This window comes from Acidobacteriota bacterium (assembly GCA_012517875.1).
In the GTDB taxonomy this organism is placed as follows: Bacteria; Acidobacteriota; JAAYUB01; order JAAYUB01; family JAAYUB01; genus JAAYUB01.
Window position 1 is genome coordinate 1 of sequence record JAAYUB010000164.1, and the last position, 26,538, is coordinate 26,538.

18 protein-coding genes are annotated in these 26,538 nt (G+C 66.5%); 15 read left to right on the forward strand and 3 right to left on the reverse strand.

All coding sequences use genetic code 11. The features are described 5' to 3' along the window. The 11 genes from GX414_15750 to GX414_15800 all read left to right on the forward strand — a co-directional run. Nucleotides 1-807 (forward strand): translational GTPase TypA (locus tag GX414_15750; protein NLI48555.1); only part of this gene is annotated, 807 nt, incomplete at its 5' end. Between the two features lie 196 nt (nucleotides 808-1,003). After that, entirely contained in the window at nucleotides 1,004-1,318 is a 315-nt protein-coding gene (locus GX414_15755) for a hypothetical protein (GenBank protein ID NLI48556.1), read from the forward strand. Nucleotides 1,319-1,551: 233 nt separating this feature from the next. Further along, entirely contained in the window at nucleotides 1,552-2,661 is a 1,110-nt protein-coding gene (phoU, locus tag GX414_15760; GenBank protein ID NLI48557.1) for a phosphate signaling complex protein PhoU, read from the forward strand. 25 nt (nucleotides 2,662-2,686) lie between these two features. Continuing rightward, nucleotides 2,687-3,619 carry a phosphate ABC transporter substrate-binding protein gene (locus tag GX414_15765; protein ID NLI48558.1) on the forward strand — a complete coding sequence of 311 codons (933 nt, stop codon included), beginning with the start codon at nucleotides 2,687-2,689 and terminating at the stop codon, nucleotides 3,617-3,619. A gap of 94 nt (nucleotides 3,620-3,713) precedes the next feature. After that, entirely contained in the window at nucleotides 3,714-4,652 is a 939-nt protein-coding gene (gene pstC, locus GX414_15770) for a phosphate ABC transporter permease subunit PstC (protein NLI48559.1), read from the forward strand. A gap of 6 nt (nucleotides 4,653-4,658) precedes the next feature. Then, nucleotides 4,659-5,576 carry a phosphate ABC transporter permease PstA gene (pstA, locus tag GX414_15775; protein ID NLI48560.1) on the forward strand — a complete coding sequence of 306 codons (918 nt, stop codon included), beginning with the start codon at nucleotides 4,659-4,661 and terminating at the stop codon, nucleotides 5,574-5,576. Then, on the forward strand, nucleotides 5,570-6,346 hold the full coding sequence (locus tag GX414_15780) for a phosphate ABC transporter ATP-binding protein (protein NLI48561.1): 777 nt from the start codon (nucleotides 5,570-5,572) through the stop codon (nucleotides 6,344-6,346). Before pstA ends, GX414_15780 begins: the two co-directional genes overlap by 7 nt. After that, the gene (locus GX414_15785; protein NLI48562.1) at nucleotides 6,330-7,163 is read left to right on the forward strand and encodes a phosphate ABC transporter ATP-binding protein; all 834 of its coding nucleotides are present in this window, start codon (nucleotides 6,330-6,332) and stop codon (nucleotides 7,161-7,163) included. The genes GX414_15780 and GX414_15785 overlap by 17 nt, the downstream gene beginning before the upstream one ends. Nucleotides 7,164-7,255: 92 nt before the next feature. Continuing rightward, the gene (locus GX414_15790) at nucleotides 7,256-8,248 is read left to right on the forward strand and encodes a tetratricopeptide repeat protein (GenBank protein NLI48563.1); all 993 of its coding nucleotides are present in this window, start codon (nucleotides 7,256-7,258) and stop codon (nucleotides 8,246-8,248) included. A gap of 196 nt (nucleotides 8,249-8,444) precedes the next feature. After that, nucleotides 8,445-8,816: a hypothetical protein gene (locus GX414_15795; protein ID NLI48564.1), complete on the forward strand. Its 372-nt coding sequence runs from the start codon at nucleotides 8,445-8,447 to the stop codon at nucleotides 8,814-8,816. A 255-nt stretch (nucleotides 8,817-9,071) separates the two neighbouring features. Further along, complete coding sequence (locus GX414_15800) at nucleotides 9,072-10,571, forward strand: sigma-54-dependent Fis family transcriptional regulator (GenBank protein NLI48565.1); 1,500 nt, start codon at nucleotides 9,072-9,074, stop codon at nucleotides 10,569-10,571. A gap of 117 nt (nucleotides 10,572-10,688) precedes the next feature. Here GX414_15800 and GX414_15805 read toward each other — a convergent pair whose 3' ends face one another. Together GX414_15805 and GX414_15810 are read right to left on the reverse strand one after the other, a co-directional pair. Then, a complete protein-coding gene (locus GX414_15805) occupies nucleotides 10,689-12,272 on the reverse strand; it encodes a DEAD/DEAH box helicase (GenBank protein ID NLI48566.1) in 1,584 nt (527 codons plus the stop codon). A 1,078-nt stretch (nucleotides 12,273-13,350) separates the two neighbouring features. Next, on the reverse strand, nucleotides 13,351-16,332 hold the full coding sequence (locus GX414_15810) for a TonB-dependent receptor (GenBank protein ID NLI48567.1): 2,982 nt from the start codon (nucleotides 16,330-16,332) through the stop codon (nucleotides 13,351-13,353). A 680-nt stretch (nucleotides 16,333-17,012) separates the two neighbouring features. Between GX414_15810 and GX414_15815 the strand changes: the two genes are divergently transcribed. The 4 genes from GX414_15815 (at nucleotide 17,013) to GX414_15830 (ending at nucleotide 24,659) form a co-directional block, all read left to right on the forward strand. Continuing rightward, entirely contained in the window at nucleotides 17,013-17,702 is a 690-nt protein-coding gene (locus GX414_15815) for a hypothetical protein (GenBank protein NLI48568.1), read from the forward strand. Nucleotides 17,703-17,944: 242 nt separating this feature from the next. Continuing rightward, nucleotides 17,945-18,880 carry a carbon-nitrogen hydrolase family protein gene (locus tag GX414_15820; GenBank protein NLI48569.1) on the forward strand — a complete coding sequence of 312 codons (936 nt, stop codon included), beginning with the start codon at nucleotides 17,945-17,947 and terminating at the stop codon, nucleotides 18,878-18,880. A gap of 191 nt (nucleotides 18,881-19,071) precedes the next feature. Further along, on the forward strand, nucleotides 19,072-22,461 hold the full coding sequence (locus tag GX414_15825) for a DUF4339 domain-containing protein (protein ID NLI48570.1): 3,390 nt from the start codon (nucleotides 19,072-19,074) through the stop codon (nucleotides 22,459-22,461). Nucleotides 22,462-23,000: 539 nt separating this feature from the next. Beyond that, the gene (locus GX414_15830; GenBank protein NLI48571.1) at nucleotides 23,001-24,659 is read left to right on the forward strand and encodes a GWxTD domain-containing protein; all 1,659 of its coding nucleotides are present in this window, start codon (nucleotides 23,001-23,003) and stop codon (nucleotides 24,657-24,659) included. 521 nt (nucleotides 24,660-25,180) lie between these two features. Here GX414_15830 and GX414_15835 read toward each other — a convergent pair. Continuing rightward, on the reverse strand, nucleotides 25,181-26,538 hold a 1,358-nt coding region (locus tag GX414_15835; protein ID NLI48572.1), incomplete at its 5' end, for a hypothetical protein.

Consider the following 26,538-nt stretch of genomic DNA (forward strand, 5'->3'; position numbering starts at 1 on the left):
CCCGGCCGCGACGGCATGGAAGTGGCCGGCCGCGGCATCCTGCACCTGGCGGTGCTCATGGAGACCATGCGGCGCGAGGGGTACGAGTTCCAGGTGGGCCGTCCCCAGGTGATCCTCCGCCAGGAGGAGAGCCGCGTGCTCGAGCCCGTGGAGCACGCCGTGGTGGAGGTGCCCGCCGAGTATGCCGGCAAGGTCATCGAGCTCTTCGGCGGCCGCGGCGGCGAGATGACCGAGATGGTCCAGGGACCCGAGGGGGTCCACCTGGAGTTCAAGATTTCCACCCGGGGCCTGATGGGGCTGCGCACGCGCCTGCTCAACGCCACCCGCGGCGAGGCGACGCTCCACCACCGGTTCCTGGATTACGGGACCCACCGCGGCGACGTGGGCGCCCGCCCCAACGGCTCCATGATCGCCATGAGCACCGACAAGGCGGCCGCCTACGCCCTGAACGGACTCCAGCCCCGCGGCCGGCTCTTCGTGGGGCCCGGCGAGATGTGCTACGAGGGGATGATCGTGGGCGAGCACGCCAAGGACAACGACCTGGTGGTGAACGTCGCCCGGGCCAAGCAGCAGACCAACATGCGCGCCTCGACGGCGGACAAGGCAATCCTCCTTGCCCCGCCCGCCACCTTCACTCTCGAGGAGGCGCTCGAGTACATCGAGGACGACGAGCTGGTGGAGATCACCCCGCAAAACATCCGCCTGCGCAAGCGCCTGTTGGACGAGAACGACCGCAAGAAGGCACGCAGCCAGCGGTCGGCCGAGGCTGCGTCGGTCCCGTCCCGGCGCGAGCCCATCCCCGCGTGAGTCGGGACGCCCCAAGCCTGCGTGGAACGTTTCAGACAATTTGCCGCACCCCGGCGTCACGCGGTTCGGTGGCGCGCGGGATGCATTCGGACAGCGGTCGGCGGACGTCGGGAACCAAGTTGGAATCCGGGTGTAATCACGGCCAATCGTACGCCGCCATGACCGAGCGGACAGGTTGGGATATGGAGAAGCCAGGATGAAGCTGCTGGAGGTACTGGGCACGCTGGGCGCAGTCTATGGCGCCTGCCTGGCGCTGGCAGTCGCCGTGCTCGTCACCGTCATGGCTATCACCCACGACTGGAGCGCGGCGCCCACCGGCACGGCCATGATGGCCATGCTGTACGGACTTGCCGGGACGTTCCTGCTCGCCGACGTCGCCGTCTTCCTGTATTTGCGGCACCGGCGGCTCAGGCTGGGCTGGAACCTGTCCGCCACCGCCGCCCTGGGTTCGATGCTGACGGCATTCTGGCTGATCCTGGCGTTCCTCAGCCTGGTCATTTTCAACCGGTAGGGGGACATCGCGGACGACACGCGCCGGCCGATCTCTGTCCACCGGCTTCTCCGGTGGTTATTCCAGCCGGCATGGACAACCAAATCTTAACAATATCTTAATGGTTAACTAACACAAAAACAACCACTTCTCAATTAGACTCTTATTTTCGATCAACAGATTAATTGACCTGGACGGTGGAATTCTCTATGCTACCCGACGAACGACCGATACCGCAGACCCTTGAGGACGCCATGGCCGGCAATCTGGAACAATCCCTGCAGCGCGACATCGACCGCATCCGGGAGCGCATCACCGAGATGTCGCAGCGCGTGGGCCGGGCCCTGCGCGACGCCGTCAAGGCGCTCGAAACGCGGAACCATCAGATGGCCTACGCGGTCATCTTGCGCGACCAGTACATCGACGAGCAGGAGAAGGAAATCGACCGGCTGATCCTGGAGTTCATCCTCCGCCAGCAGCCGGTGGCCGGTCATCTGCGGTTCGCGTACAGCGCCATCAAGATCAACGCCGATCTCGAGCGGGTCGGCGACTACGCCGAGAGCATCGCCCGCCAGGCCCTCAAGTTCGACCAGCCGCTGCCGGAGTCGATCCAGGGGCGGATCCTGGAGCTGGCCGACATGGCCATTCCCATGCTGCACGACGCCATCCGCGCGTTCACCGGGCAGGACACCAATGTGGCCAAGCGGACCATCGAGGTGGAGGACACCGTTGACGCGCTGCGCTCCCGCCAGCTCTCCGAGCTCGTCAAGCTCCACCACGACGGGCAGATCACCTACGAGACCCTCGATCCGCTGGCCGCGGTGGTGCGTCGGCTGGAGCGGGTCTCGGACCAGGCCCGAGACATCTGCATGGAAGTACTGTACATGTGCACGGGCGAGTACGCCAAGCATCCCGGCTCGGATGTCTTCCGCGTGCTCTTTGTTGACCAGCACAATTCATGCCGCAGCCGCCTGGCCGAGGCCGTCGCCCAGGCGCTGGGTTTGCCCGATTTCACGTTCAGCTCCGCCGGTCTTGAACCGCATCCCATCGATCCGACCACCGCAGCGTTCATGGCCGGCAAGGGCTTCGATCTGTCCCACTCGCCGCCCAAGGCCATCTACCAGGTGCCGAACCTCGACCACTACCAGGTGATCGTGATCCTGGCGCCCGAGTCGAAGAAGGCGTTCCCGGAGCAGCCGCAGAAGGTCGTGTACCTGGACTGGAGCGTCGACGATCCATCCAAGGCCACGGGCACCCCCGAACAGATCCAGGCGGCCTACGAGCGGACGTACCAGTTCATCCAGCAGCACGTCCACGACCTGGTGCAGGCCATCCTGGGACGCAACCAGACCGAATCGAAATAATCATCCTCCGGAGAAACAGATCATGATGGGACAACCAGTTTCTGGCACCCGGCTCGACCACCTGACCCGGACGATCACAGCGGCCGCCCTGTTGGCCGCGATCGCCGTCCTGGCCGCCTGCGGCGGCGGCGCCGGCGGCCCGCAACCCCAGACCACCACCATCCAGAACAAGGGCTCCGACACCATGGTCAATGTGGCCCAGGCCTGGGCCGAGGCGTACAAGCGGGCGGCGCCGGCAGTGGATGTCGAGGTCTCGGGCGGCGGCTCCGGCGTCGGGATCGCGGCGCTCATCCGCGGCACCGTGGATATTGCCACCTCCAGCCGCAACATGAAGCCGGAGGAGATCGAGCAGGCCAGGCGGAACACCGGCCAGACGCCGAAGGAGATCATCGTCGGCTACGACGCCCTGGCCGTCTACGTGCACCGGAGCAATCCCCTCGAGGCCATCAGCACCGAGCAGCTGGCCGAGATCTTCGGCGAGGGAGGCGCCACGGTGAACTGGGCGCAGCTCGGTGTCGCGATACCCGGCGTCACCGACGACACCATCGTGCGGGTGAGCCGTCAGTCGAGTTCCGGCACCTACGAGTTCTTCCGCGACCACGTGCTGGGGAAACGCGATTTCAAGCTGGGCTCCCGCGATATGAACGGATCGAAGGAAGTGGTGGAGCTCATCGGCAGCACGCCAACCGCCATCGGCTACAGCGGCATGGGCTATGCCACCCCGGCGGTGAAGATGTTGCGCATCTCCGCTCAGACCGGCGGGGAGGCCTTCCCGCCCAGCGTCGAAAACACCCTGAACAAGACCTATCCGCTGGCGCGCTCGCTGCAGCTCTACACCCTGGGCGAGCCGCAAGGGGCGGTGAAAGCATACATCGACTGGATCCTCTCCGACGCCGGGCAGCAGATCCTCGCGGAGAGCGGCTACGTGCCGCTGCCGCCCGAGCAGCGTCACCCGTAGGGCCGGGACCGCGCCGCCGGCGGGCGTTCCCGGCCGCGGTTGCACCCGCGGCCCATCACCGGAGTCCAGCAGCGGAAACAGTCAGGCATCGCATATGGCACCCACATCCTCCACCGGCGCAGCCGCCCCGCCCCGCCCGATCCGCTCCCGCCGCGCGGTGTGGGGCGAGCGAGGCATCGAGCTTCTGATCTACGCCAGCGGCATGAGCGCCATCGTTTTCATCCTGGCCATCCTGTTCTTCATCTTCCGCGAGGCCGCGCCGGTGCTGTTCAGCGACCGGTTCTCGCTGACGCAGTTCCTCTTCAGCACCGAGTGGTACCCCACGTCGGTTTCCAACGTGCGCTACGGCACCCTGGCGCTGTCCGCTGGGACACTGGCCGTCACCGTGCTGGCCATGGTTCTGGCCGTCCCGTTCGGGGTCGGCGGCGCGGTCTTCCTGTCCCAGTTCTGCGGCCCGCGCCTGCGGGAGACGCTCAAGATCATCATCGAGCTGCTGGCGGCCATTCCGAGCGTGGTGTGGGGCTTCATCGGGCTGACGGTGATGAGCCGGCTGATCGTGACGTACACCGGCGCGCCGGTGGGCGTGAATGTGCTCAACGGCGGGATCATCCTCGCCCTGATGAGCGTGCCCATCATCGTCTCCATCGGCGAAGACGCCCTTAAGGCTGTGCCCGACTCCTACGTCGAGGCGGCGCTGGCCCTGGGCGCCACCCGCTGGCAGCTCGTGTTCCGAGTGCTGCTGCCGGCGGCGCGCCACGGGTTGCTGGCCGCGGTGCTGCTCGGGGTGGGTCGCGCCATCGGCGAGACCATGGCCGTGCTCATGGCCACCGGCCACGCCGTGCAGATCCCCCACGGCATCCTGGACTCGGTCCGGACACTGACCGCCAACATCGCCGCCGAGCTCGGCGAAGCGCCCGCCGGCTCGGAGCACTACCAAGTGCTGTTCCTGACCGGCGTGCTGCTCTTTATCATCACGATGCTCGTCAACCTGGCGGCCGACCTGATCATCCGGGGCGCCCGCGCGAGGAAGTAGCCGACCATGAACCCGCCGCCCGTCATCCCTGTTTCGGCCCGCTTCACCCGGACGCCGCTCGTCGTCCGGAAAGAGCGGCAGCAGGCCGCGGTGCGACTGGTGCTGCTGGCCATGGCCGTGCTGATGGTGCTGCCGCTACTGGCCATCATCAGCCACCTGATCGTCCAGGCCTGGCCGGCGCTGAGCTGGGAATTCCTCGTGGACGTCCCCCGGCGCGGCATGACCGAGGGCGGGATCTGGCCGGCGCTCGTGGGCACCGTCTACCTGGTGGTCCTCTCGCTGGCCGTCTCGGCGCCCATCGGCGTGCTGGCCGCCATCTACCTCAACGAATACGCCCGCGACAACTGGTGCACCCGCGCCATCAACCTGGCGGTGATTTCGCTGGCCGGCGTCCCCAGCATCGTCCATGCCCTGTTCGGCCTGGGGGCGTTCGTCTACGCGGCCCGTTTCGGTTACTCGATCCTGGCCGCCTCGCTCACCCTGGCCATCATGACCCTGCCGGTGATCATCGCCAGCACCCGCGAGGCGCTGGCCGCGGTGCCCACCGCGTTCCGCGAGGCGTGCTGGAACGTGGGCGCCACCCGCTGGCAGACCATCCGGGCCATCGTGTTGCCGAACTCGATCAGCGGCATCCTCACCGGCGTGATCCTGCAGGTGAGCCGCGCCGCCGGCGAAACGGCGCCGATCCTGTTCACGGGCGCGGTCTTCTTCAAGGCGGTACAGCGCGGCGACCTGTTCCCGTACCGCCTCACCGACCAGTGCATGGCACTGTCAATGCATCTGTACACGGTCTCCACCCAGGTGCCCAACGTGCGGGAGGCCATTCCCTGGGCCACCGCCGTGGTTCTCCTCGGGGCGGTGTTGGCCGTCAACGCCGCGGCCATCGCCCTGCGGGTGTGGCTGCGGAACCGGAAGCGATGGTGACGGTCATGGACGCACCCACGCCCAAGATCGCGGTCCAGGACCTGAGCCTCGCCTACGGCGGCACCGAAGTGATTCACGGCATCACCTTCGACGTCCGCCCCAACGAGATTCTCGGGATCATCGGCCCGGCCCGCTCCGGCAAGACCTCGCTGCTGCGCTGCCTGAACCGCACCATCGACTTCATCGCCGGCGCCCGGGTCACCGGCGCGATCCGGATCGACGGCACGGACATCCGCGCCGTCCGCGACGTCCACGCGCTGCGCCGCACCATCGGCATGGTGGCGCCGCTGCCGGTGGGCCTGCCGCTCTCCATCTATGACAACGTCGCCTTCGCGCCCCGCTGCGCCGGACTGAGCCGCCGCGCAGAGCTCGACCCGCTTGTGGAGCGCTGCCTTCGGCAGGCGGCGCTCTGGGACGAGGTCAAGGACCGGCTGGACAGCCTCGGCACCGCCCTCTCCGGCGGGCAGCAGCAGCGCCTCACCATCGCCCGGGCGCTGTCGCACCAGCCGGAGATCCTGTGCCTCGACGAGTTTTCGATCGCCATCGACCCCGTCACCACCATGCGCATCGAGGACGTGCTGCGGGAGCTGCGGCGCGAGATCACCATCATCCTTGTCACCAATCTAACCCATCAGGCCCGGCGGCTCACCGACCGGACCATGTTCCTGTGGAACGGCCGGATCATCGAGCTCGACCGCTCGGACGTCATCTTCTCCAACCAGCCGAGCCGGAAGGAGACCTTGGAGTACGTCAATGGCATATTCGGTTGATCCGCCGACATCCGACATCCCCGCCGCCGCTCCCGCCGCCCCCGAAACGGACGCCGGGGAGGGCATCTGGACAGACAAGCTGAACCTCTGGTACGGCTCCTTCCAGGCCCTGCAAAACGTCTCCGTTCACTTCCGCCGCGGCCTGATCACCGGCCTCATCGGCCCCAGCGGCTGCGGTAAGACCACCCTGCTCCGCTGCTTCAACCGGATCAACGAGCGGTACCCCAACGTGCGGACCGCCGGCGAGATCCGCATTCTGGGCAAGAACATCTACGATCCGGACGTCTCGCTGGTGGAACTGCGCAAGGCGGTGGGCATGGTGTTCCAGCGCCCCAATCCGCTGCCGCTGTCCGTCTACGAGAATGTCGTCTTCGGCCTGCGCACCCACGTGCCCCGGCGCGAGCTCACCCGCCGCCTCATGGACGAGGAGGTAGAGCGGGCGCTCACCGAGGTGGGGCTGTGGCATCTCCTCAAGGACCGGTTGGGCGTCCGGGCCACCACGCTCCAGCTGGAGCAGCAGCAGAAGCTGTGCATCGCCCGGCTGCTGCCCCTCAAGCCCGAGGTCATCCTGATGGACGAGCCGTGTTCAGCCCTGGATGTGGAGGGGACCCGGGCCATCGAGGAGCTGATGTTCCAACTCCGCGGCCGTTACACCATCGTCATCGTCACCTACAACATGGCCCAGGCGCGCCGCACCAGCGACGAGTGTCTGTTCATGTTGCTTGGCGAGGTGATGGAGCACGCCCGCACCACCGACCTCTTCCTGAATCCCCGCAATCCCAAGACCGCCGAATACATCGAGGGCCGCTACGGCTAACCCGCCGGACCGATACCGCCGCCTTTGAATCTGTGACCCCACCGGATCCCTCGAAGATTATAATATGGACAATGGGATCGGCGGGAGGCGCTATGGGTTATCACCGCGCACACACATTCTGCGGATTGATTCTCACCGTCGCCCTGACGGCGGTCGGCTTCGGCCAAACGGGCAAGCCACCCCGGCCGCCGGTGCAGCCCTGCACCATCGAGGGGACCATCAAGCTGGCCAACAACGCCCAGATGATCAACCGCGCCGAGGTGGAGTTGTACCGGGAAGAAGAGCTGGTGGGCATGCGTATCGCCGATGCCTATGGCAATTTCCGCTTCGAGAAGATGTACCCGGGGCGGTACCGGGTCGTGGTGCGACTGGCCGGCTTTCGGCAAGAGGAAGAGTCCGTGGAACTCATCGGCCAGGGTGGCTTCACCCGCCGCATCATGATCCAGCTTGAGCCCGAAAAGAATTTTCCGTTGATCCCGCAAACGCCCACCGTCTCCATCGCCCAACTGGCCATCCCGGAGAAGGCGGACAAGGAGTATCGCAAGGGGAAGGACTGCTTGCGCCAGCGCAAGTACCCCGACGCCATCAAGCACTTCACCCGGGCGATCCAGATCCACTCCGCCTTTTCGCAAGCGTTCAATGACCTGGGGCTGTGCTACCGCGCCACCGGCGATGAGGGTAAGGCCGAGAAGACGTTCCACGACTGCCTGGACGCCGACCCGGCCAACATGTATGGCCGGATGAATCTGGCCGACCTGTACGCCGCCACCGGGCGTCTCAGCCAGGCGGTGCAACTGTTGGAGGAGACCATCCTGCTTCATCCGAAAAAGGGCGAGCCGCACATGGCCCTGGGCATGCTCTATTTCGACTCCGGGAACCTGGCGGCGGCCGAAGCGTCTTGCCGCAAGGCGGAAGGGCTGGCCGGCACGAGCGCCGACGTGCACCTGTTGCTCGCCAAGATCTACCACCAGCAGGGGCGTCTCGACCTCATCGTCCCGGAGCTCGAGGCATACCTGCTCAAGGATCCGAACGGCGCCTACGCTGAACAGGTCCGCGCCAATCTGGCCAAGATCAAAAAACCCTGAGTCACGCTATAATCGAACGTCTCATTCCCGACCATAAGGAGCGTCGCATGCTGTTCCCCGTGTACCGTACCTTGGCTGTCCTGGCGCTGGTTGTCGGCGGGCTGTCCGCCCTCGCGTCCGGAGAAGAATCCAACCGGTGGTTCGATCTCTACGGCCGAGCCGATGTTTCCTTTACCCGCCCCACAACGAGATGGACATGAACATCCGCGGAGTCGTCACCGACGAGGGGGTGAACTGGATGGGTGATTACTACCTCCGCTACAGCCTGGAGGCGGAGGTGTACGCCGAGCCCCGTGGATTCAATCGCGTCTTCGTGTTCGCCAAGCCGTTCCTGGCGATGGGGCACAACCAGCCCCAACAGGACTACACCGCCTCCGCCGAAGTCCGGGGCCTGCGGCTCCAGTGGGGCGCCGGCGTGCACCTGACAGACTATCTGGACCTCATGCTCCAGACGCACAAGTGGTACATTTTCGGCGACGGTAAGGACGCCTGGACCGCCGAGGGCCCGGGTGGCCAGTGGACGGCCGTCACCCTGCGCTGCCGCTTCGACACCCGGCAGCGGCGTTGAGCCGGCGGCGATGCATGCGATCAGGGTGCTACCAGGGGATGCGATAGAACCGCCACCAGGTCATCCCGGACTCGCACTCCTGAAAAACTCCCGGGCTTGGGCCGGTTGACTGACCGCCCCGCTGTTCTTCTCATCAAATGGCGGCACTTCTGCGGTCGTTTCAAGTTTTTCAGAATTTTAGGCCGGATTGACCAATCATTTTCTAACCATTTTATGTATAATCTAAATGCAAATTCTGCATAAATGGAGACCCACATGGTGCAAGCGCGCCGGTTGACCGCGGCGGATCGGGAGATGTTCCGCCTGGTGGAGCGGGCGGTGTTCGCCAACCCGTTCAGCGCGGAACGAATCGAGGTGGATCGGGCTCTGGCCGGAACGTCCGCCGGCGCAGCCGGTGCCGACGTCGTGGAAAGCGGCATCGCGCGGGTGCACGCGCGTCTGGAGCGACTGGAAGCCACGGCACCCGTCCACCTGGACGACTTTGGCTCCGCCGACCGGCCGCTCGTCGAAGCCGCCCTTCTCTTCGACTTCTTCTACCGGCACCAGGAGCCATTCGACGACCACATCCGCCGTCAGCTCGCCTCGGGCGATGCGCCGCTGGCGGTTCCGTTCGCCCGGGCCGCCCTGGCAGAGCTCCAGCGCCGCGGGTTTTCCGCCGCCGACGCCGGCCGTTACCTGGCGCTCTGCTTTCAACTGCGCCGCGCCTTCTACTTCATCCACGAAGCGCTGCTGGGAGAAAGCCCGTGCATGGGCCGGTTGCGACGCGAGCTGTGGAACAACGTGTTCACCTGCGATCTGGGACTCTACGGCCGCTGGCTGTGGCAACGGATGGAGGACTTTTCCACCCTGCTGCTCGGCGAGACGGGCACCGGCAAGGGCACTGCCGCGGCGGCCATCGGCCGATCCGGCTTCATCCCGTTCGACCCGCGCCGCGGGGCGTTCGTCGAGAGCTTCACCCGGTCGTTCACGGCACTGAATCTCTCGCAGTTCGCCGAGGGGCTCATCGAGTCGGAATTGTTCGGGCACCGCAAGGGTGCGTTCACCGGCGCGGTGGAGGACCACCGGGGCGCCCTGGCAATCTGCAGCCCACATGGCGCGGTCTTCCTCGACGAGATCGGCGATGTGCCGGCCACCATTCAAATCAAGCTGCTCCAGGTGCTCCAGGAGCGAACGTTCACACCCGTGGGGAGCCACGCCCGCGAGCGGTTCGCCGGACGGATCATCGCCGCCACCAACCGCCCGCTGCCGGAGCTGCTGGCCGGCGACCGCTTCCGGGCTGATTTTTACTACCGTCTCTGCTCCGACACCATCGTGGTGCCGCCGCTCCGGCAGCGTCTGGCCGAGGAGCCGCAGGAGCTGGCGACGCTGGTGGCGGCCACCGTGGCGCGGCTGCTGGGCCAGCCCGCGCCCGAGCCTGTCGCGGTGGTCCTGGCAGCGATCCGCGAGAGCCCGGGCCCTGATTACGGCTGGCCCGGCAACGTCCGGGAACTGGAACAATGCGTGCGGCGCGTCCTGCTCAAGCGACGGTATGACGGTGTGCCGGCCGTGCCGGCCGGCGACGCCGCTCTACAGCTGGCTGCGGCCATGCGCGACGGCCGACTCTCCGCCCGGGAGCTGCTGGGCGGGTACGCCCGGCTCCTCCACGAGCGCCTCGGGTCGTACGGCGAGGTGGCCCGCCGCCTGGATCTCGACTGGCGGACGGTGAAGAAATATCTGGCGGATACTCCGGCGGCGGCGGTGCGGGGTGATGCGTAACGTCGAATCGCCGAGGCGCTGAGACGCGGAGAAGGAGTATCCGGAACAGGTCCAGGCCCGCTCGTGCTCTGCGTCTCAACGGCTCGGCCGCTCAATCAAACAGGGATTACCGAGTGCTCACTTTCTGTGCTTGAACGGGCGATCGACGCCGCCACGGCGGAGTTCCTGTTCCGGGATCTGCCCCGACATGATGAGTTCGGCCACGGGACCGCGGCCGACGTAGCGCGCCAGCGCCGGCGGCGGCGGCGGGTGCGTCTCGCCGCGCTTCGACAGACGGTCCTGGCGCGGCTGCTCCTCGCCGCCGGTGGTGCGGTCCCGGCGGGCGACCCGGCCGCCGGTTCTGTTCTGACCGCTGCGTTCCGACTGGCTCTGATGTTTCGACTGGCTCCCTTGGCCGGTTCGATCCCGTTGCCCGGCCTGGGCGCGGCGCTCCGCCTTGGCGCGGGCGCGGGCCCGGTCCTCGGACTTGCGGGCGCGGATGGCGGCGATGCGGTCGGCCAGCGGCACTTCGAACCGCCCCTGGGCCGGTTGCTGGTAATCGAACTCCGCCACCCGCTCGCGGTAGATCTTGCGGCCGATGCCGCGTTCGACATCGCGCAGGCCGTCCTCCTCATCGGGCGCCACCAGGGTGTAGGCGCAGCCGACGGCGTCGGCCCGGGCGGTGCGACCCACCCGATGGATGTAATCCTCGGCCGAGCCGGGCACGTCGAAGTTCACCACCAGGTCCAGCCCTGTCACGTCGAGCCCCCGGGCGGCGATGTCGGTGGCCACCAGAACCGGATAGCGACCGGTGCGAAAGCCCTTCATCGCCTCGTCCCGCTGGGATTGGCTGCGGCTGCCATGGATCCGGGCGACGCCGAAGCCCTGGTTGGCCAGGAAGTCCGCCAAGCGGTTCGCCCGATGCCGGGTACGGGTGAAGGCGAGTACCCGCCGGGGGGTTTCCCGCCGCAGGATTTCCGCCAGCAGGCGGGTTTTCAATTCGGTCGGAACCGCGTAGGCGCGGTGGGTGATGCCGCGGGCAGGCGCCGGCTGCGTCTCGATTTGGATCGTGACCGGATCACGGAGCATTCGCCGGGCCAGCTCCATGATGGTCACAGGCAGCGTGGCCGAAAACAGCATGGTCTGACGCTTGACGGGCAGACGGCCCAGGATCCGCCGGATATCGGGGATGAATCCCATGTCCAGCATGCGGTCCGCTTCGTCCAGGACCAGGCACTCCAGCCGATCCATCTTCGCATAGGCGTGCTGCAGATGGTCCAGCAGGCGGCCCGGCGTGGCCACCAGCACGTCAACGCCGGTGCGCAGCGCTTGCTCCTGCGGGCCAGCAGACACACCGCCGTACACGGCGGCACCCCGCAAGCCGGTGCCGGCCGCCAGGACGCGGAAGTGCTCGAGGATCTGCCCGGCGAGTTCCCGCGTGGGCGCCAGAATGAGGGCGCGCGGGCCGCCGGGTGGCCGGCCGGCCAGGCGGTTCAGAATGGGCAGGAGAAAGGCGGCGGTTTTGCCGCTGCCGGTGACGGCGGTGGCCATCAGGTCACGCCCCTCAAGCAGCACCGGGATCGCCCGGTGCTGGATGGGGGTGGGCCTGGCGTAGCCCATCTTCTGCACGGCGTGCAACAGGACCGGGGGCAAACCCAATCCGCTGAAGGAGACTTCCGCTCCAGTCACCGGATTGTCGGACTGGTGGGACGGGACGTTCATCGGGCCAGCCGCCGCGGCTTGCTCTGCACCGGCGGGGCGTTCGGAAACGGAGTTGGAAAAACGGGACATACTGCTCCTTGAATATAGCTCTGCAAGGCGCCACTGACGCACCTTTGGCAGACAGGGTCTCACGCCCTGATGTAGATCCGGCTGATTCAGGGGCTGAATAAACGGTAGGGTGCCGGTGGGCCGCCGCTTATCTCCGGGAGTATGGGAAATTCGGCGAACCAGGCTCCGTAGCAGGCAAACCGTCCGGGACTCCGGTAGCAAACAGGAGGTGACGATACCACGGGTGCAGAAGAATAGATACAACTATTTTCATATTTCGGATTATTGGTTATTGATGATTGCTGATTTGTTATCGGCTATTTGGGATCAAGCGGGGTAGTGCCGGGACCCACAACCGAAGTTCCGGGTTCGCTATTCGATGTCCGGTACGGGTAAGGGGTCATCGTTGGGAACGAGCATCGAGTCTCGATCACGATCACGAACACAAAACATGAGCGGGATTGGCCAGGAGAGCTCTGGGGTTTGAGAACCAGGACCTGGAACCCAGGTCCTAGATCCGATACCCGATGGCCGATGGCCGATGGCCGCATGGCGGGAACGAGCCTCTAGCCTCGAGCCTCAATGACGATTGCGAGCACGATTACTCAGTTAATCCCGCTGTTCTGTCAATTTTTGGCAGGATTTTCACCGCGCGATCGGCCGGGTCGCCCAACTCATCATTGGCCGGCACCATCCACCCATTCACGACGAAAATAGCCAGGCGCAGCCCCGCGCACGCGGGGCAGCGCCTGGCTATTCTCTTTGCAACTGGAAGGACTTGTCCGAAACCCGGCATCACGGCACGGAACTGGAGCGAACGATCATGCCCCTTTGGTTCCGGTTCCGCCGGGTTGGGATTACGATCACGATCACGATTGCGAGCACGATTACGAGCACGAGCACGATTACGAATTACGAACAGAGATCAGGCTATTCACCGATTCACCCAAACAAATACAGGGCCCCCGGAGGGGCCCTGCGACAGACGAGACGCGATCGTCAAATCAATTAATCAGCTGCGCCCAACCCGCTAGAATTCGAACCGGAGCGAGAAGCGCATGTTGAACGGCCGCTGGAAGGCGGTGAGCGGGGTGTCCGGGTTGTTGGCCGAGCCGGGCGACAGGTAATCGACGTTGAGCACCCCGGGGGCGTCTTCGTAGTCCTCGTTCACGGCGATCACCCGCTTGAAATTGGCCAGGTTGAAGATGTCAAGAGCGAAGTGCAACCGGTAGTTGTCGCCGAAGCTGATGGGGTAGCCGAAATGGACGTCGATGGCGTTGACCCACTCGGTGCGCCCCTCGGAGCCGCGCGGTGTGATGGGGATTTCGCCGGCGTTCTCGTAAGCCGGGTGGGCGTTGAGCCGGTTGATGGGCGCGCCGCTGGTGGAGCGGAATCCCAGGCCCATGGTGAGCTGGTTGGAGAAGGTGTACGAACCGTTGAAGTTCAGAATGTGGCGGCGGTCGGTGTTCAGGTAGCCGGGCACGTAGAGGTAGCCGTCGTACGCGTCGCTTCGAAAGTCGTAGAGCGAGGTGATGTTGGCGTCGTCCTGGCCGTTGTCGTTCCGGAACAGGCCTTCGTAGTTCCCCCACAGCTTGGACAGACGGTAGTTGGCCAGGAACTGGAAGCCTTGCGAAAAGCGCTTCTCCAAGGTCATTTCCAAGGCGTTGTAGGACCGCTTCGGATCGGCGAAACCGTCGCCGATGCCGTCGGAACCCACCTCGCCGGTATCGTTGATCACGAAGTCGCTGGTGTAGCTCGGATTGGCGATGACGTAGGTGTAATTCGTGTCATCCTCAAGATACTGGCCGATGGTCAAGGTGCCCGTGTCCTCGAGCATTCGGCCCACTTCGCGCCAGATGTAGCGCATGCCCAGGCTCAGGGTCGGATCGAGCTGGTGGTCGAAGCCGAGCACGAACTCGTTCTGATACATGGTCTTCGTGTCGGGCACGATGTAGGTGGGGTTGGCGCCGGTGCGGGTGATGGCCGGGTTGCCCGGGAGCTGATCGTTGATCACCTCGTCGGCCATGGGACGGCCCTCGGCGTCATAGGCGACGCTCCACCAGGCGTTGGTCACGCCGACCTCGGAGCTCAGGGCGCGGACAGCCATGTCGTTGGGGATCTTCTGGTAGAAGCGGCCCCAGTTGCCGAACACCTTGGTCTTGCCGTCGCCGAACACGTCGTAGATCAGGCCGATGCGCGGCGCCCAATTGCCGGTGAACTCGTAGACGATGGCCTCTTCGCCGCCGCCTCCCATCTCCTGGTAGTCGTAGCGGAGGCCCGCCTTGACGGTGATCCGGTCAGTGACCTTCCAGGCGTCCTGGACATAGAAAGAGTGGTAGGTGGTGGTGGTGGCCAGGTTCGGGTCATTGAAGTTGCCGCGGTACTGCTGGAGCAGGGCGTCGGCGTCGCTGATCACCCCGTCGCCGTTCCAGTCGTAGTTCTCTCCGGTGTCCGGGTCGGGATAGTAGCGGTAGCGGAAGAAGCCGCCGTAGGTTTCGCCGAACGGATTGGCCAGCATGGGGCCCGTGTAGCGGCGGACGGCGGTGTAGGTCACATCCTCATACATGTAGCCGAAGTCTAAGGTGTGGTCGCCGCCGGCGTTGAAGTTCACGGTGGTCTTCAGGTTGAATTGCCAGTTTTCGCCGTTGTTGTTCTCGAAGAAGCCGATGCCGCCCATGAGCTGCCGGCTGGGGTAGTTCACGTAGTCCCAGTACCCGATCCGGTCCACGTGGGTGATCTGTTCTTCGAACCGGTTGTAGGCGCGCCCCAGCGAGGCGGTCAGGAACCAGTTGTTGGTGAGCACACCGTTGTAGCGGCCGATGAAGTTGAAGGAACCGTAGTTCAGCTCGCTGTAGTTGTCGTCGCCTTCGGCGGTCATGTTGCGGTTGGGGCCGCCGTCGCGCCGCGACGGATCGGCGAACATGGAAAATTCGATGTTGTGGTTGCTGTGAGGAACAAAATTGCCTTTGGTCGACCAGCTGAAGATGGTGTCCTTCCGTTCGAAGAAGCCCTCGCCGGGATTGACCCACTGGCCCAGTCCTGCCGGTGCCATGGTCATGTGAGTGTTCCACTGGGGGTTGAACCCGGCGTAGAAGAAGAACCGGTCCTTCCACATGTAACCGCTCAAGTCTGCGCTGATGTCGAAGCTCTCGGTCCGCATGAACTCGGTGTGCTTCTCCTGACGGTAGATGTTCGGTTCCTTGCGGCGGGCCTCCCAGCCGGCAGGCTGCCCGTAGAAATACACGCCGCCGTGGAACTCGTTGGTGCCGCTCTTGGTGACGACGTTGATTACGCCGCCGGTGCTCTGGCCGTATTCGGCCTCGAAGCCGCCCTGCTTGACCTGGACTTCCTTCACGAAGTCAAAGGTCACACCAGAGCCGAGCGAGCCGTAGATGCTGGAGTAGGCGCCCACCGAGCCGTAGCCGGGATTGGTGATGTTCACACCGTCCACGATGTAGTTGTTTTCCAGGCCGGAGGATCCGCCGATGGATGGATTGTAGGAACCGAGCGCCCCGCTGTCGCTCACACCGGGCGCCATGCTGAACAGGGCGGTGAAGTTGCGCTGCACCGGGATGTTCAGGTAGAGGTTTTCCGACAGGTTGGCGCCGACGGTGGTGGTGGTGGTGTCCACCAGGGGCGCTTCACCGGTGACGGTGATCACCTGGTTGATCTCGCCCGGCTCCATGACCACATGGATCGTGGTGGTCTGGCCGAGGCGGACGGTGATGTCCTTCTGCTCGAAGGTCTTGAAGCTCTCAAGTTCCGCCTTCAGGGTGTAGAGGCCCGGGGTCAGGAAGGGGAACGAGTACTCGCCGCTGTCTCCAGAAACGGCTGTTTTGGTGCCGGTGGCCGAGGCCAGGCTCACGGTGACGCCGGGAATGACGCCGCCGGTGGAATCCTTGATGGTGCCTTCGATCCGGCCGGTGGTCTGGACCGCCTGGCCGATGGCCGCGGCGGCGAGCACCCCCCCGAGCAGTAGGCAGAGACACACTCGGGACAGGTTGAGACGCATAGGCAACCTCCATGTAAAGTTGAAATAGATATGAAGCTGGGTGATTGCGCGGCGGCCCCGGCGGCACACCGGGCACCGCCAAGGGTCGAAGAAAAGGGTCTTCCCCCGTATTGCGGCGCCTTTTCCCGACCGCGGACATTCAATTTAATGAACGGCCACAGCATGCTTCCCCCAGCAACCGGCGCATCCATCGGGTCTTGAGCAAAGTCCGGGATGCTACCTGTACTATGACGCGTGGGGCAACCTTTCTGAAAGCTGTTTGGGATCGGAAGTCGTGCGCCGGTGATGAGCGGGACCGATTCTGCGTCGAACCGCCCGGCGGATCCGGCAGCGGTTGGAGACTGTCGCCGGCAGAAATTCGTCGAGGCAAATAACTACCATCAATTCTTGCAATCGGGGTGCCAGACCGAACTCTCGCCTTTAACTTATTGATTTAAAAATCACTACAATCCACCATCTGACGGAGTTGTAAACGGGCAGCCGCCGGCCAATCCAATATTCTGCGCTCCGGTACATATTTTTGGATGCCTTTGGCCGCCATGAATCGGCGCTCGTCGAAACGGCTGTCCGGCTGACGTTTCCGGGGTGCGGTCAAACCCAGCCGGCGCCCGCTCCGTATACTGCCGGAGACTCGACAACATGTCGGTCACCGGAAGACTCTCCCAACACGAGGTACTCGCATGCGCCTGACCGCCCTATTTGTTCTGCTGACGGCGCTCGCCGCCGTCCCCTCCGCCCAGTCCGTGCCACCGCCGGCTCCGGCCGCCCCCGTCCCGGGACCGGCACCGTTTCTCCAGGTGTTCAAGGAGCGCCGGTCCGTCCGCAACTTCCGGCCGGACGCCGTCCCCCGGGAGCACCTCCTCCAGATCCTGGATATCGCCCGCACGGCCCCCACATCGGGCAACCAGCAGCCGTGGAAGTTCCTGATCATCCAGGACCGGTCCCGTCTCGACGCGTTGGCCGCGGCCACCGTTGAGGCCTACACCGCCCGCTACCAGGAGTCCAAGAAGCCCACGGCACAGGAGCTCGCCGCATTCCAGGACAAGTACCGGCAGGTCTGCGCCCGCTACCTCTCGGCGCCTGTCTTTATCATCGTGCTCACCGACTCGAAGTCGAAATACCCGGACTACAACAAGTGGGACGGGCCCATGGCGGCCGGCTACCTCATGGTCGCCGCGCGGGCGCTCGGCTACGGGACGGTGTTCTGCACCGACTCGTTCCCGTTCGACGTGGTGCAGCGCGTCTTCGACATTCCCGAACGCTACGAGGTGGTCTGTACCACCCCGCTGGGCGTGCCCGTGGAATGGCCCGCCGCGCCACCCAAGAAAGCGCTGGACGATTTGGTCGCCTGGGAGCGGCTGGCCGAGTGAGCTCCCGCACCCGGCTGACCCCATCCGCGGGGATCGCCGCCGCTGGAACCGTCGCGCCGTCTGCCATCGCTTTGCTATAATGCGATCCGGCGGGCTCACGGCAACATGCCGACCCGTACTCTCACCGGCCGGATCGTGGACGCTCACCGGTCCGGAGGAGACCCGTGACCGAATCTTCCCCACCTCCGGTTACCGGATGCTGCCGAGCGGCTGTCGTTCAGCACCCGCCGATATTCCTGAACATGGAGGCCAGCCTTGGGCGGGCCCTGGAACTCATCGGCGAGGCCGCCGCCGGCGGCGCCGCTCTCATCGTCTTCCCCGAGACCTGGCTCCCCGGCTATCCTGTCTGGATCGACTCAGCGCCCGGCGCCGCCATCTGGGGCCAGCCGGCGGCCCATGCCCTCTACCACACGCTGGCGGAAAACTCCATCACCATAGCCGGCCCCCACGTGGCCCGGCTGCAGGAGGCGGCCCGAAGCCGCGGCGTCCACGTGGTCATGGGCGCCCACGAACGCCGCGGCGGCACCTTGTACAACACCATCCTGTTCATCGACCCGGCCGGCGGTTGCCGGGTGCACCGGAAGCTGACCCCCACCTACGCCGAACGTCTGCTGTGGGGCCAGGGCGACGGCAGCACCCTGACGGTGGGCCCGGGGCCCATCGGGCCGCTGGGCGGACTCATCTGCTGGGAGCACTGGCTGCCGCTGGCACGCGCCGCCATGCACGCCCTGGGCGAGACGATCCACGTGGCCCAGTGGCCGTCGGTGCGGGAGCTGCATCAGCTCGCCAGCCGCCACTACGCCTTCGAGGGGCAGTGCTTCGTGTTGGCTGCCGGCACGGTGCTCACGCGGGGCGATGTGATCGCAGGCTACCGGTCGCTGGGTGCGCCGGACGCCGGCGCTCTGGCCCTGCTTGAATCCATCGATGGGGACGCCGCCACAGTGCTGCAGCCGGGCGGGAGCGCGGTGATCGCCCCGGACGCGTCGTATCTCGCCGGTCCGCTGTTCGACGAGCCGGGCATCTTGTACGCCGACCTCGACGCCGCGCGCATCGCCCGCGGCCACCTGCTCCTGGATACCGACGGCCACTACAGCCGCCCCGACGTCTTCCACCTCCGCGTGGACACCCGCCCGCGGGTCAACGCCACCTTCGGCGGCGATGATTCGTCCGCATCCTGATTCCGGTGACGGTCCCCGGCCGGCCGGCGCCCGCGTGCAGACAACCGTTGGATCTCCGCGGCGGCCCGCCCGGCTAAACGCCCGAATTGCGTACGGCGCGTCACTCCCTCCGAACCTGCTTTTCCGTTATAATGGATTGAATCAGACGCAGCACCGCCTGCTGGCAGCCCAGACCGAATGAGGAGTCCTGCATGACAGAACTTGTGTGGCACCTGGCGCGACAGGGGCAGCAGTTCGGCCCTTACACCTGGCCGCAAATACAGCTCATGGCCCGCGAGGGGTATATCCAGCCTGGCGATCTGCTGTGGGGGCCGTCGCTGCCGCAGTGGACGCCGGCGGGGCGGATTCAGGGACTGGCGCTGCCGTCTCCGGCTGCGCCGGCACCGCCGCGTCCAGCGGTTGGCGCCCCGGTCCCGCCGTCGGCGGCGCCTGCATACCCGCCTCCGGCTCCTCCACCCGCGCCCGTGCCGCCACGGATTCCGCCTCCGGCTGCGCCGGCGGCGCCCGCCCCCGCGGCCGGCTTCGCCCCCTCGCCGGCGGCGCCCAAGCGTTCCGGCCGATCCTGCCTCGTCATCGGGATCGTCCTGCTGGCACTGGCGCTCCTGGCCGGCGGCATCGCGGCGCTGATCTGGTGGGCGCCGTGGCAGGATGCTTCCGGAGGCGCCGGTGACCCCGGCCGCAACGACACCTGGACGGAGCCAGCGGCAGCCGACTTTCCGACAGCCTCCGTCGTGCCGGGCGACACCGCGCCGGAGAGCTCCGGTTCCGTTGAACTCGGCGCCGACCGCACCGGCGTGGCACTGGGCGACGGCACCGGCGTCAACTTCCCCGCCCTGCCGGGCGGGGACAGCCTCCGCCTCACCCTCGAGCGCCGCCCCAACGATGTCGCCCTCGACGTGGAGGGGCTCCAGACCACGGGGAGCCTGCGCGTGGTCACCGTCGACGCGGCGAACCTGGCGTCGCCGGACACGGCCGCCGCGTGCGCGCCCGTGATCACCATTCCGGCAAAGGAGGTGGGCGCCATCGCCCCCGGCAGCCTGCTGCTGGCCCGGCTGGGGGACATCCGCCTCGGCGACGAGATCCAGTCCGGGCGCCTGAATCTCCTGCCGCTGCGCCGGCAGCTCGACGGCCGCTACGCCGCCCGTGATCCGTTCTTCCCGCTGCTGCCGGTGTTCCAGTCGCCGCCTGCGGCTCGAACACCCGCCTCGACCCCGTCGCCGCTGCGGGCCATGCTGCGGCCGGCCGGCCGGCCGGGTCCGGCCCTGGCGCTGGGCCTCTTCATGCCCGACCTGATGGCCGCGCCGGCCGCGTCGCCCACCGCCCGGGCCAACGCCATCCAGTACGCCGTCGTCACCTACCAGCAGAGCATCAACTGGCGGCGGGAGCCCCAGCTCGTGCGGATGGCCCCCACCTGGGGCAAGCCGGAACGGCGCCAACCGCTGTCTCAGCTATCCAATCTCCAGCGGGAAATTGAGCTGGCCAAGCCGGTGCACAACGTCTTCGTCCTGGTCCACGGCCGCAACGAGATGGAGAAGTCGGGACTGGGCACGGCGCCCCAGATCGGCGCGCCTTGGTGGTACGGCTACAAGCGCGACGTCTGGACCCACCTGTACGAGATCTATCTCAAGGACCACAAGGAGCGCCTGAACAGCACCGTCTTCTTCGAGTTCATCTACCCGTCGTTCCGGCCCGTCTTCCAGGGCGACGGCCCCACCGCCGAGTACTTCGACCGGCTGGTGCGGGAGCAGCTCAAGAAGCAGCTTGACCTGAAGTATCCGTTCAATCTGTTCATTGTCGCCCACTCCATGGGCGGGATCGTCTCCCGCGCCGGCGTGCAGCGCTTCGACGGCGACCTCGACAGCAACTTCCGCCACCTGGCCACCTGGGGCACGCCGCACCTGGGCAGCCCGCTGGTCTCGCTCAACTACGCCATGACCCTGCCATACTACGTCCTCCACGTGGGAATGGAAAAGACGGCGGCCATCGAAACGATCGAGAAGGCGTTCCCCGCCACCCATCCGATCACCCGGGTGGAAATCGGTGCCGACTGGCGGCGGACGCTGTTCGACAAGATCCTGATCACCGACAACCCGGGCACCATGGACCTGCGCTGGACCCTGGGCATGCCCGGCTACACCTCGGAGCTGGCGCTGGACCGCATCGGCTTCACCTACGACCAGGCGTACATCGAGAAGCAGTTCGAGTCCATGGAAAAAGCCGCCCCGTACGTGAACCTGCGCTCCGGCTCGCACCTGTACAATCAGAACCTCCGCCAGCTCAACGAGCGCGACAAGTACGCCGGCTCCGACCGGTACATCTTCCTCTACGGCGTCACCGCCAAGGGCGTGAAGCTGAACCTGTCGGCCGACTGGGGGGACCTCTACTACCAGGTCACCACCCTGCCGAAGCAGACCGAGATCGGCTTCGGCGCCACCGCCCTCTGGGTGCTCGTGGACAATCCGGCCCAACAATACCGGGGCGCCGACCTGGGTGACGGGGACGGCGCCTCGACGGTGCTCAGCATGACCGGCCACGACCTGGCCGGGCAGGTGGTGAACCTGGGCGAAGCGGACCACGAGGAGTACTTCGGCGCCCCCGACACCCCGGGGCATTTCCAGTTGGGCGGCAAGGCCACCGCGACGGCGCGGCGGACGCTGGCCGAGCTGGGCTTCGGCTCGGACCCGCGCTGCGACCCGCCCGTCGCCCGCCTCGAGATCGCCCGGGAGGAAGACCTCGCGGAAGTCCTGCGCGGGGATCGCGACGGCTGGCTGGCCGTGCGCGGCCGCCTCGAGTGGCCCGGCGACCCGGCCGCCCACCGGCGGATCGATCCGAAAAAGGTGGAGGCGTTCGCCTTCCTCTCGGGCGCGCAGTCCCGCGAACCGGTGGAGGCGCGCGGGCTCACCGTCCGCTCCAGCGGCGAGTTCGAGGCGGAGCTATTCGTGAAGGACCTGCGCGACGCCGGGCTGGAACCCAAGGGGAGCCTGGCGGCCTGCGTGCGCCTTTTCTTCGGGGACGGCACCGCGCTGGAGTCGGAACCCGTCGCGCTCGCGGGGGACTCGGGGCTCCTCGGCCTTTGGGTGGGCACGGCGCTGGTGACCGAGATGAACCGCGACTTCATCCTGAACAAAAATCTGGAGGCGGCGACGGACGAAGTGTCCGCCGCCCGCGCCTCCATCATCCGCCACGCCAACAAAAACCGGCTGTACGGATTCGACTATTACAAGGTCAAAGAACCGCACAAACTGAATTTCATGTTCGAGCGCACCGACACCAATCCCGCCGAGGCGGCGTTGATGGAGGGGAAGTACTACGTCCAGTGCTCCTACTTCGACCTGCGGCTGCTGCCTCAGTTCTTCAAACCGTACAAAGACAACCGCGAAGGCGAGGTCGAGGTGGTCGTCGGCGCGGACTCGTTCTCCATCAGCCGGAAGGAGACACGCCAAGAACACGGGATAAACAACCGCTGGGAGTGGACGGCCAGCGGCAAGGTCACGGGCGACACCCTAAACGGCACGTTCAGCGTCAAGGAAAACGGAGTCCAAACCTTCAGCGGGACGTTCGAGGCGAAGAAACTGCAGTGAGCCGTTAGCTGGCGTGCGGCGGACAGACAGTCTGGAGTGCGGCGGCACGACGCCGCTCTGGATTATCGTAGGCTGCGTTTGATGAACGCGGCCGGACCGCGAGCGCAAACACCGTGTTCACCACCTGTTCGGTACGTCTTGCTGTCATTACGAACTGTGGCGCCACGCGACTCCGGTGACCAGCCGTAGTCCGCAGCAGAATCCCGCCGCGCGAGCAGCGAAGGAGTGTAGCCCGGACCGAAAGGTCCGGGTGCCCCGAGAACACGGACCGTCAGCCAGCTCCGCCGGAGCGGAGGGAAGGCACAGTCGAGAAAAACCGGGTTGTGCAAAAAAGGTTCTGCGGGGTTCCGCTCCTCTCTCCCAATCCACTTGATTCACCGACTCGCCGGTTCGCCGTATCACCGGTTTGTCGCGTCGCCGGTCAACCTTTTGACCCCGACGGCATCCTAATGACCGGCGGCGCCGCCGTTTCCCGGCTTGGAGCCAGGCGGCAAATCTGCGATAATGGCGGTCCGCCGATCCTCGGCCCGAGAGGCAGCATGAGACCGAACGCTATCCCATCCACCGATGCCGGCCGGCCCTTGATCCTGAGCCGGACACCGGGCGCGGCCTGGCGCGCCGCGCTGGCCACCGTCACCCTGCTGGCGCTTATCGGTGCCGGCGTCCCCGCCGTCGCCCAGAAGACAACGGACGATCCGGAGGCGGCGAAAAAGGAAGAACGAGCCATGCAGGAGCGATGGCGCCAGTGGATGGAGACGGAAGTCGCCTACATCATCACCGATGAGGAGAAGGCGCTTTTCAACAAGCTCTCCACCGATGAGGAGCGGGACCGGTTCGTGGAGGACTTCTGGCGGCGGCGCGATCCCGACCCGCGCACCGCCGAAAACGAATACAAGATCGAGTACTACCGCCGCATCGCCTACGCCAACGACCGTTACGCCTCCGGCATCCCCGGCTGGAAGTCGGACCGCGGCCGGGTCTACATCACCCTGGGTCCGCCCGACTCCATCGAGACCCACCCCGCCGGCAGCTACTACGCGGGCGGCCTCACCAGCCACGGCGGCAGCACCCTGACCTATCCGATGCAGGTCTGGACCTATCGCCGCATCCCGTGGATCGGCGACGATGTCCGGATCGAGTTCGTGGATAAAAGTTCCTCCGGTGCTTTCAAGCTCCTGAGCGGTCCGCTGGACCGCGCCGACACGCTCAACGCCATGACGACGCTGATGTCGGAGGAAATGTTGACCCGCTACGACGCCAGCGACCTCGTGTACCTGCCCATCGGCACCAACCGACCCCAGGACCAGCTCTTCGAGCGCTTCGAGCAGTACGCCGCGCTGCAGCACGCGCCCAAGATCCGTTTCGATGATTTGAAGCAACGGGTGTCGGCCCACGCCTACACCCAGTCATTCCCGCTGGCGGTGCAAGGCTATCCGCTCTGGATGCTGCCGGAGCGGGCGGTCGTGCCGCTGAGCGTCGAGGTCGAAAACCGGCACCTGCGCTACGATCAGAAGGGCGACAGCTACCAGGCCCGACTCAACGTCTACATCTTGATCGAGGCCCTCGACGGCCGCATTATGGCCGAGTTCGACGACGACACCGTCTCGGCTTACACGCCCAACGACTTCGACAGGCGGCTGACCGAGAAAACCGTCTACCAGCGGTTCGTCCTGCTGCCCGCCGGCCGGTACAAGCTGAGCCTGGCGGTCAAGGACACGGTGAGCGGCCAGATCACGGTGCGCGAGCAGAGCCTCCACATCCCCGCCCTTCCTGCCGGAGAGCTGGCACTGTCGGGCCTGATCCTGGCCCGCACCGTCCTGCCGGCCACCGCCAAGGATGATCCCGCCAATCCCTTCCTCATCGGCGCGTTCAAGGTGGTCCCCAACGTCGCGGCGACGTACCGCGCGGACGACCGGCTCGCCGTCTACGGCCAGATCTACCGGCCGGCGCGAGCCGAGGATTCACAGCGGCCCCAGCTCAGCGTCCGTTTTGAGATCCGGCAGGGGGATGCGGTGCGGCTCACGGTGGAGGACCCCGCCGGCCGCTCCATCAAGCTCGACGGCCCTGACCGGTACGTGTTCATGCGGGGCTTGCCCCTGGCCGAGCTGGCGCCCGGCCGGTACGAGTTGCGTGTCACCGTGGAGGACGCGGTGGGAGGCGGGACAGCTTCAACAACGAGCCGGTTCGTCAAGGAATGAGCCGGGCGGACAGCCGGTCTGGCGAGCGACGGCACAACGGTCTGGAGTTCGACGGCACAACGCCGCTCCGGCTGATCGTAGGTTGCGTTCGATGAACGCAACCGGACCACAAGCGCAAACACTGTGTTCACCACCGGCTCGGAACGTCTTGCCGTCATTCCGCGCCTCCGGTGAACATCCGCAGTCTGCAGCAGGATCCCGCCGCGCGAGCGGCAACGGAGTGTAGCTTGGACCGAAAGGCCCGGGTGCGCGGAGACTACAAGCGGTCAGCCGCTCCGCAGGAGCGGGAGAAGACGCCGCTCGAGGGATTCGGCAACCGGCGATTCATCGTTACACCAACCCGAACCCGGCGCCTGGAGCCCGCCGCCGCATGCGCGGCCGTCTCCGGCCGAATATTATCGAGGCCGCCCGGGCCTCTCGGCCCGGGCGACAAGTCGCGGCCGCCGCGGCCGGATCACGGCGCCATCCGACAAGGAATCCAGCCCGCGAGCGGATTTCTGCGCGCGTTCATCGAACGCGCGTTACGGGACTGCGACCGGCGCGCCCGGTGTCTGCGTGATGATCGATTTCGCAGCGCGGTCCCAGAGCACGAGCCGGGAGCGGCCCGCCGGGACGGGCACGTCGAGGCGGCTGCCGTCGACGGCCACCGTACGCACGGCGTCGGCAGACGACTCGTTCACGCAGATCACCAGCGCCACGGCTCCCGTGCGGAGGACCCGGGCGGTCATGGGGGCATCGGCCGGCTCGGCCGGCAGTCCGGCCGCCGCCAGCGCCCGTCCGTAGAGCGCCGCCACGGGCGCCTCCTCGCGCGCCAGCTCCAGCGGCAGCGGCTCGTGCCAGACCGCCGCTCCGCCTTCGCGGCGGGGTGAGCGCGCGGCCCGGAACCACTCCCCCTTCGTCTCGTCGAAGGTGGCCCAGCCGCCGTCGAGCGGCTCCCGCAGCGCCACGGGCCGACCCGGGTCCACGAGCTCGAGCGCCGCCAGCGCAGCCGGCACGCGGCCGTATGGATCGCCCGTCACCGCTCCCGTCACCAGCACCCGGGCGCCGGCCGCGGCCGCAGCCTGCAGACCTGCCGCCGCCGCCTCGCTCATGAGCTCGGGAACGGGCGCCATCACCAGGCGGGCGCCTGCGAGTCGCGCCGGCGAGAGGGTCAGGTCGGCCAGCGCCGTGGGCACCACTCCGAACCGGTCCGCCAGCACCCGCATGGCGCGGCGGGTGGCCGCCGCCGGCTGGGTCCGCCCCGAGAACATCCGGGCGTGGGGCAGCACGAGCACCACCGGATCGGGCTCCCAGTCGTCGAGCCGCGGCGCCGCGGCGGCGAAGAAGGCGGCGAACTCGCGCAGCACGCGCAGTTCCGGCTTGGTCGTGCCGTCGGGGCGGACCAGGCCGATCACCGCCTCGTTGTCCAGCGGCTGGTAGGGATTGATATTCCACGCCCACTGCACCGCGCCGGCGGCGCGGCCGGCGAAGGCCAGCGCGTACTTGCGCTCCAGCAGCCGGGCCGCAGCCTCGGGGCTGTGCCACGAAAAGCCGTCGGCGTCCTCCAGGCGCATCAGCCCCGTCTCCTGGACGAGACAGGGCTTTTCCGGCACCTTGGACACCACGGCGTCCCACAGCAGATCGTCGTTGCTCCACCAGGTGTGGACAGCTGTATAGTCCACCGCCTCCCAGTGGAACTGAGGTGAAGGGCTCAAGCCGGCGCCCGCCTCGTCCTGACCCAAGGTGACCAGGACGTCGCCGCCGGCGGCCCGGAGCACGGCGCGGAGCCGCGCCGCCCAGCCGGCCACCACTTCCTGGGTGAAGAGCCGGAAGTCGAAGCCCTTGGCGGGGGTCCGCTCCTCGCGCACCATGGCCGGCGCCAGGGCGGCCGCCGCGGGCA

Excerpts from the sequence above, each read along its gene's own strand:
- GX414_15755 (NLI48556.1), top strand. The coding sequence starts at position 1,004 with ATGAAGCTGCTGGAGGTACTGGGCACGCTGGGCGCAGTCTATGGCGCC.
- phoU (NLI48557.1), top strand. The coding sequence starts at position 1,552 with ATGGCCGGCAATCTGGAACAATCCCTGCAGCGCGACATCGACCGCATC.
- GX414_15765 (NLI48558.1), top strand. The coding sequence starts at position 2,687 with ATGGGACAACCAGTTTCTGGCACCCGGCTCGACCACCTGACCCGGACG.
- pstC (NLI48559.1), top strand. The coding sequence starts at position 3,714 with ATGGCACCCACATCCTCCACCGGCGCAGCCGCCCCGCCCCGCCCGATC.
- pstA (NLI48560.1), top strand. The coding sequence starts at position 4,659 with ATGAACCCGCCGCCCGTCATCCCTGTTTCGGCCCGCTTCACCCGGACG.
- GX414_15780 (NLI48561.1), top strand. The coding sequence starts at position 5,570 with ATGGTGACGGTCATGGACGCACCCACGCCCAAGATCGCGGTCCAGGAC.
- GX414_15785 (NLI48562.1), top strand. The coding sequence starts at position 6,330 with ATGGCATATTCGGTTGATCCGCCGACATCCGACATCCCCGCCGCCGCT.
- GX414_15790 (NLI48563.1), top strand. The coding sequence starts at position 7,256 with ATGGGTTATCACCGCGCACACACATTCTGCGGATTGATTCTCACCGTC.
- GX414_15795 (NLI48564.1), top strand. The coding sequence starts at position 8,445 with ATGAACATCCGCGGAGTCGTCACCGACGAGGGGGTGAACTGGATGGGT.
- GX414_15800 (NLI48565.1), top strand. The coding sequence starts at position 9,072 with ATGGTGCAAGCGCGCCGGTTGACCGCGGCGGATCGGGAGATGTTCCGC.
- GX414_15805 (NLI48566.1), bottom strand. The coding sequence starts at position 12,272 with ATGAACGTCCCGTCCCACCAGTCCGACAATCCGGTGACTGGAGCGGAA.
- GX414_15810 (NLI48567.1), bottom strand. The coding sequence starts at position 16,332 with ATGCGTCTCAACCTGTCCCGAGTGTGTCTCTGCCTACTGCTCGGGGGG.
- GX414_15815 (NLI48568.1), top strand. The coding sequence starts at position 17,013 with ATGCGCCTGACCGCCCTATTTGTTCTGCTGACGGCGCTCGCCGCCGTC.
- GX414_15820 (NLI48569.1), top strand. The coding sequence starts at position 17,945 with ATGGAGGCCAGCCTTGGGCGGGCCCTGGAACTCATCGGCGAGGCCGCC.
- GX414_15825 (NLI48570.1), top strand. The coding sequence starts at position 19,072 with ATGACAGAACTTGTGTGGCACCTGGCGCGACAGGGGCAGCAGTTCGGC.
- GX414_15830 (NLI48571.1), top strand. The coding sequence starts at position 23,001 with ATGAGACCGAACGCTATCCCATCCACCGATGCCGGCCGGCCCTTGATC.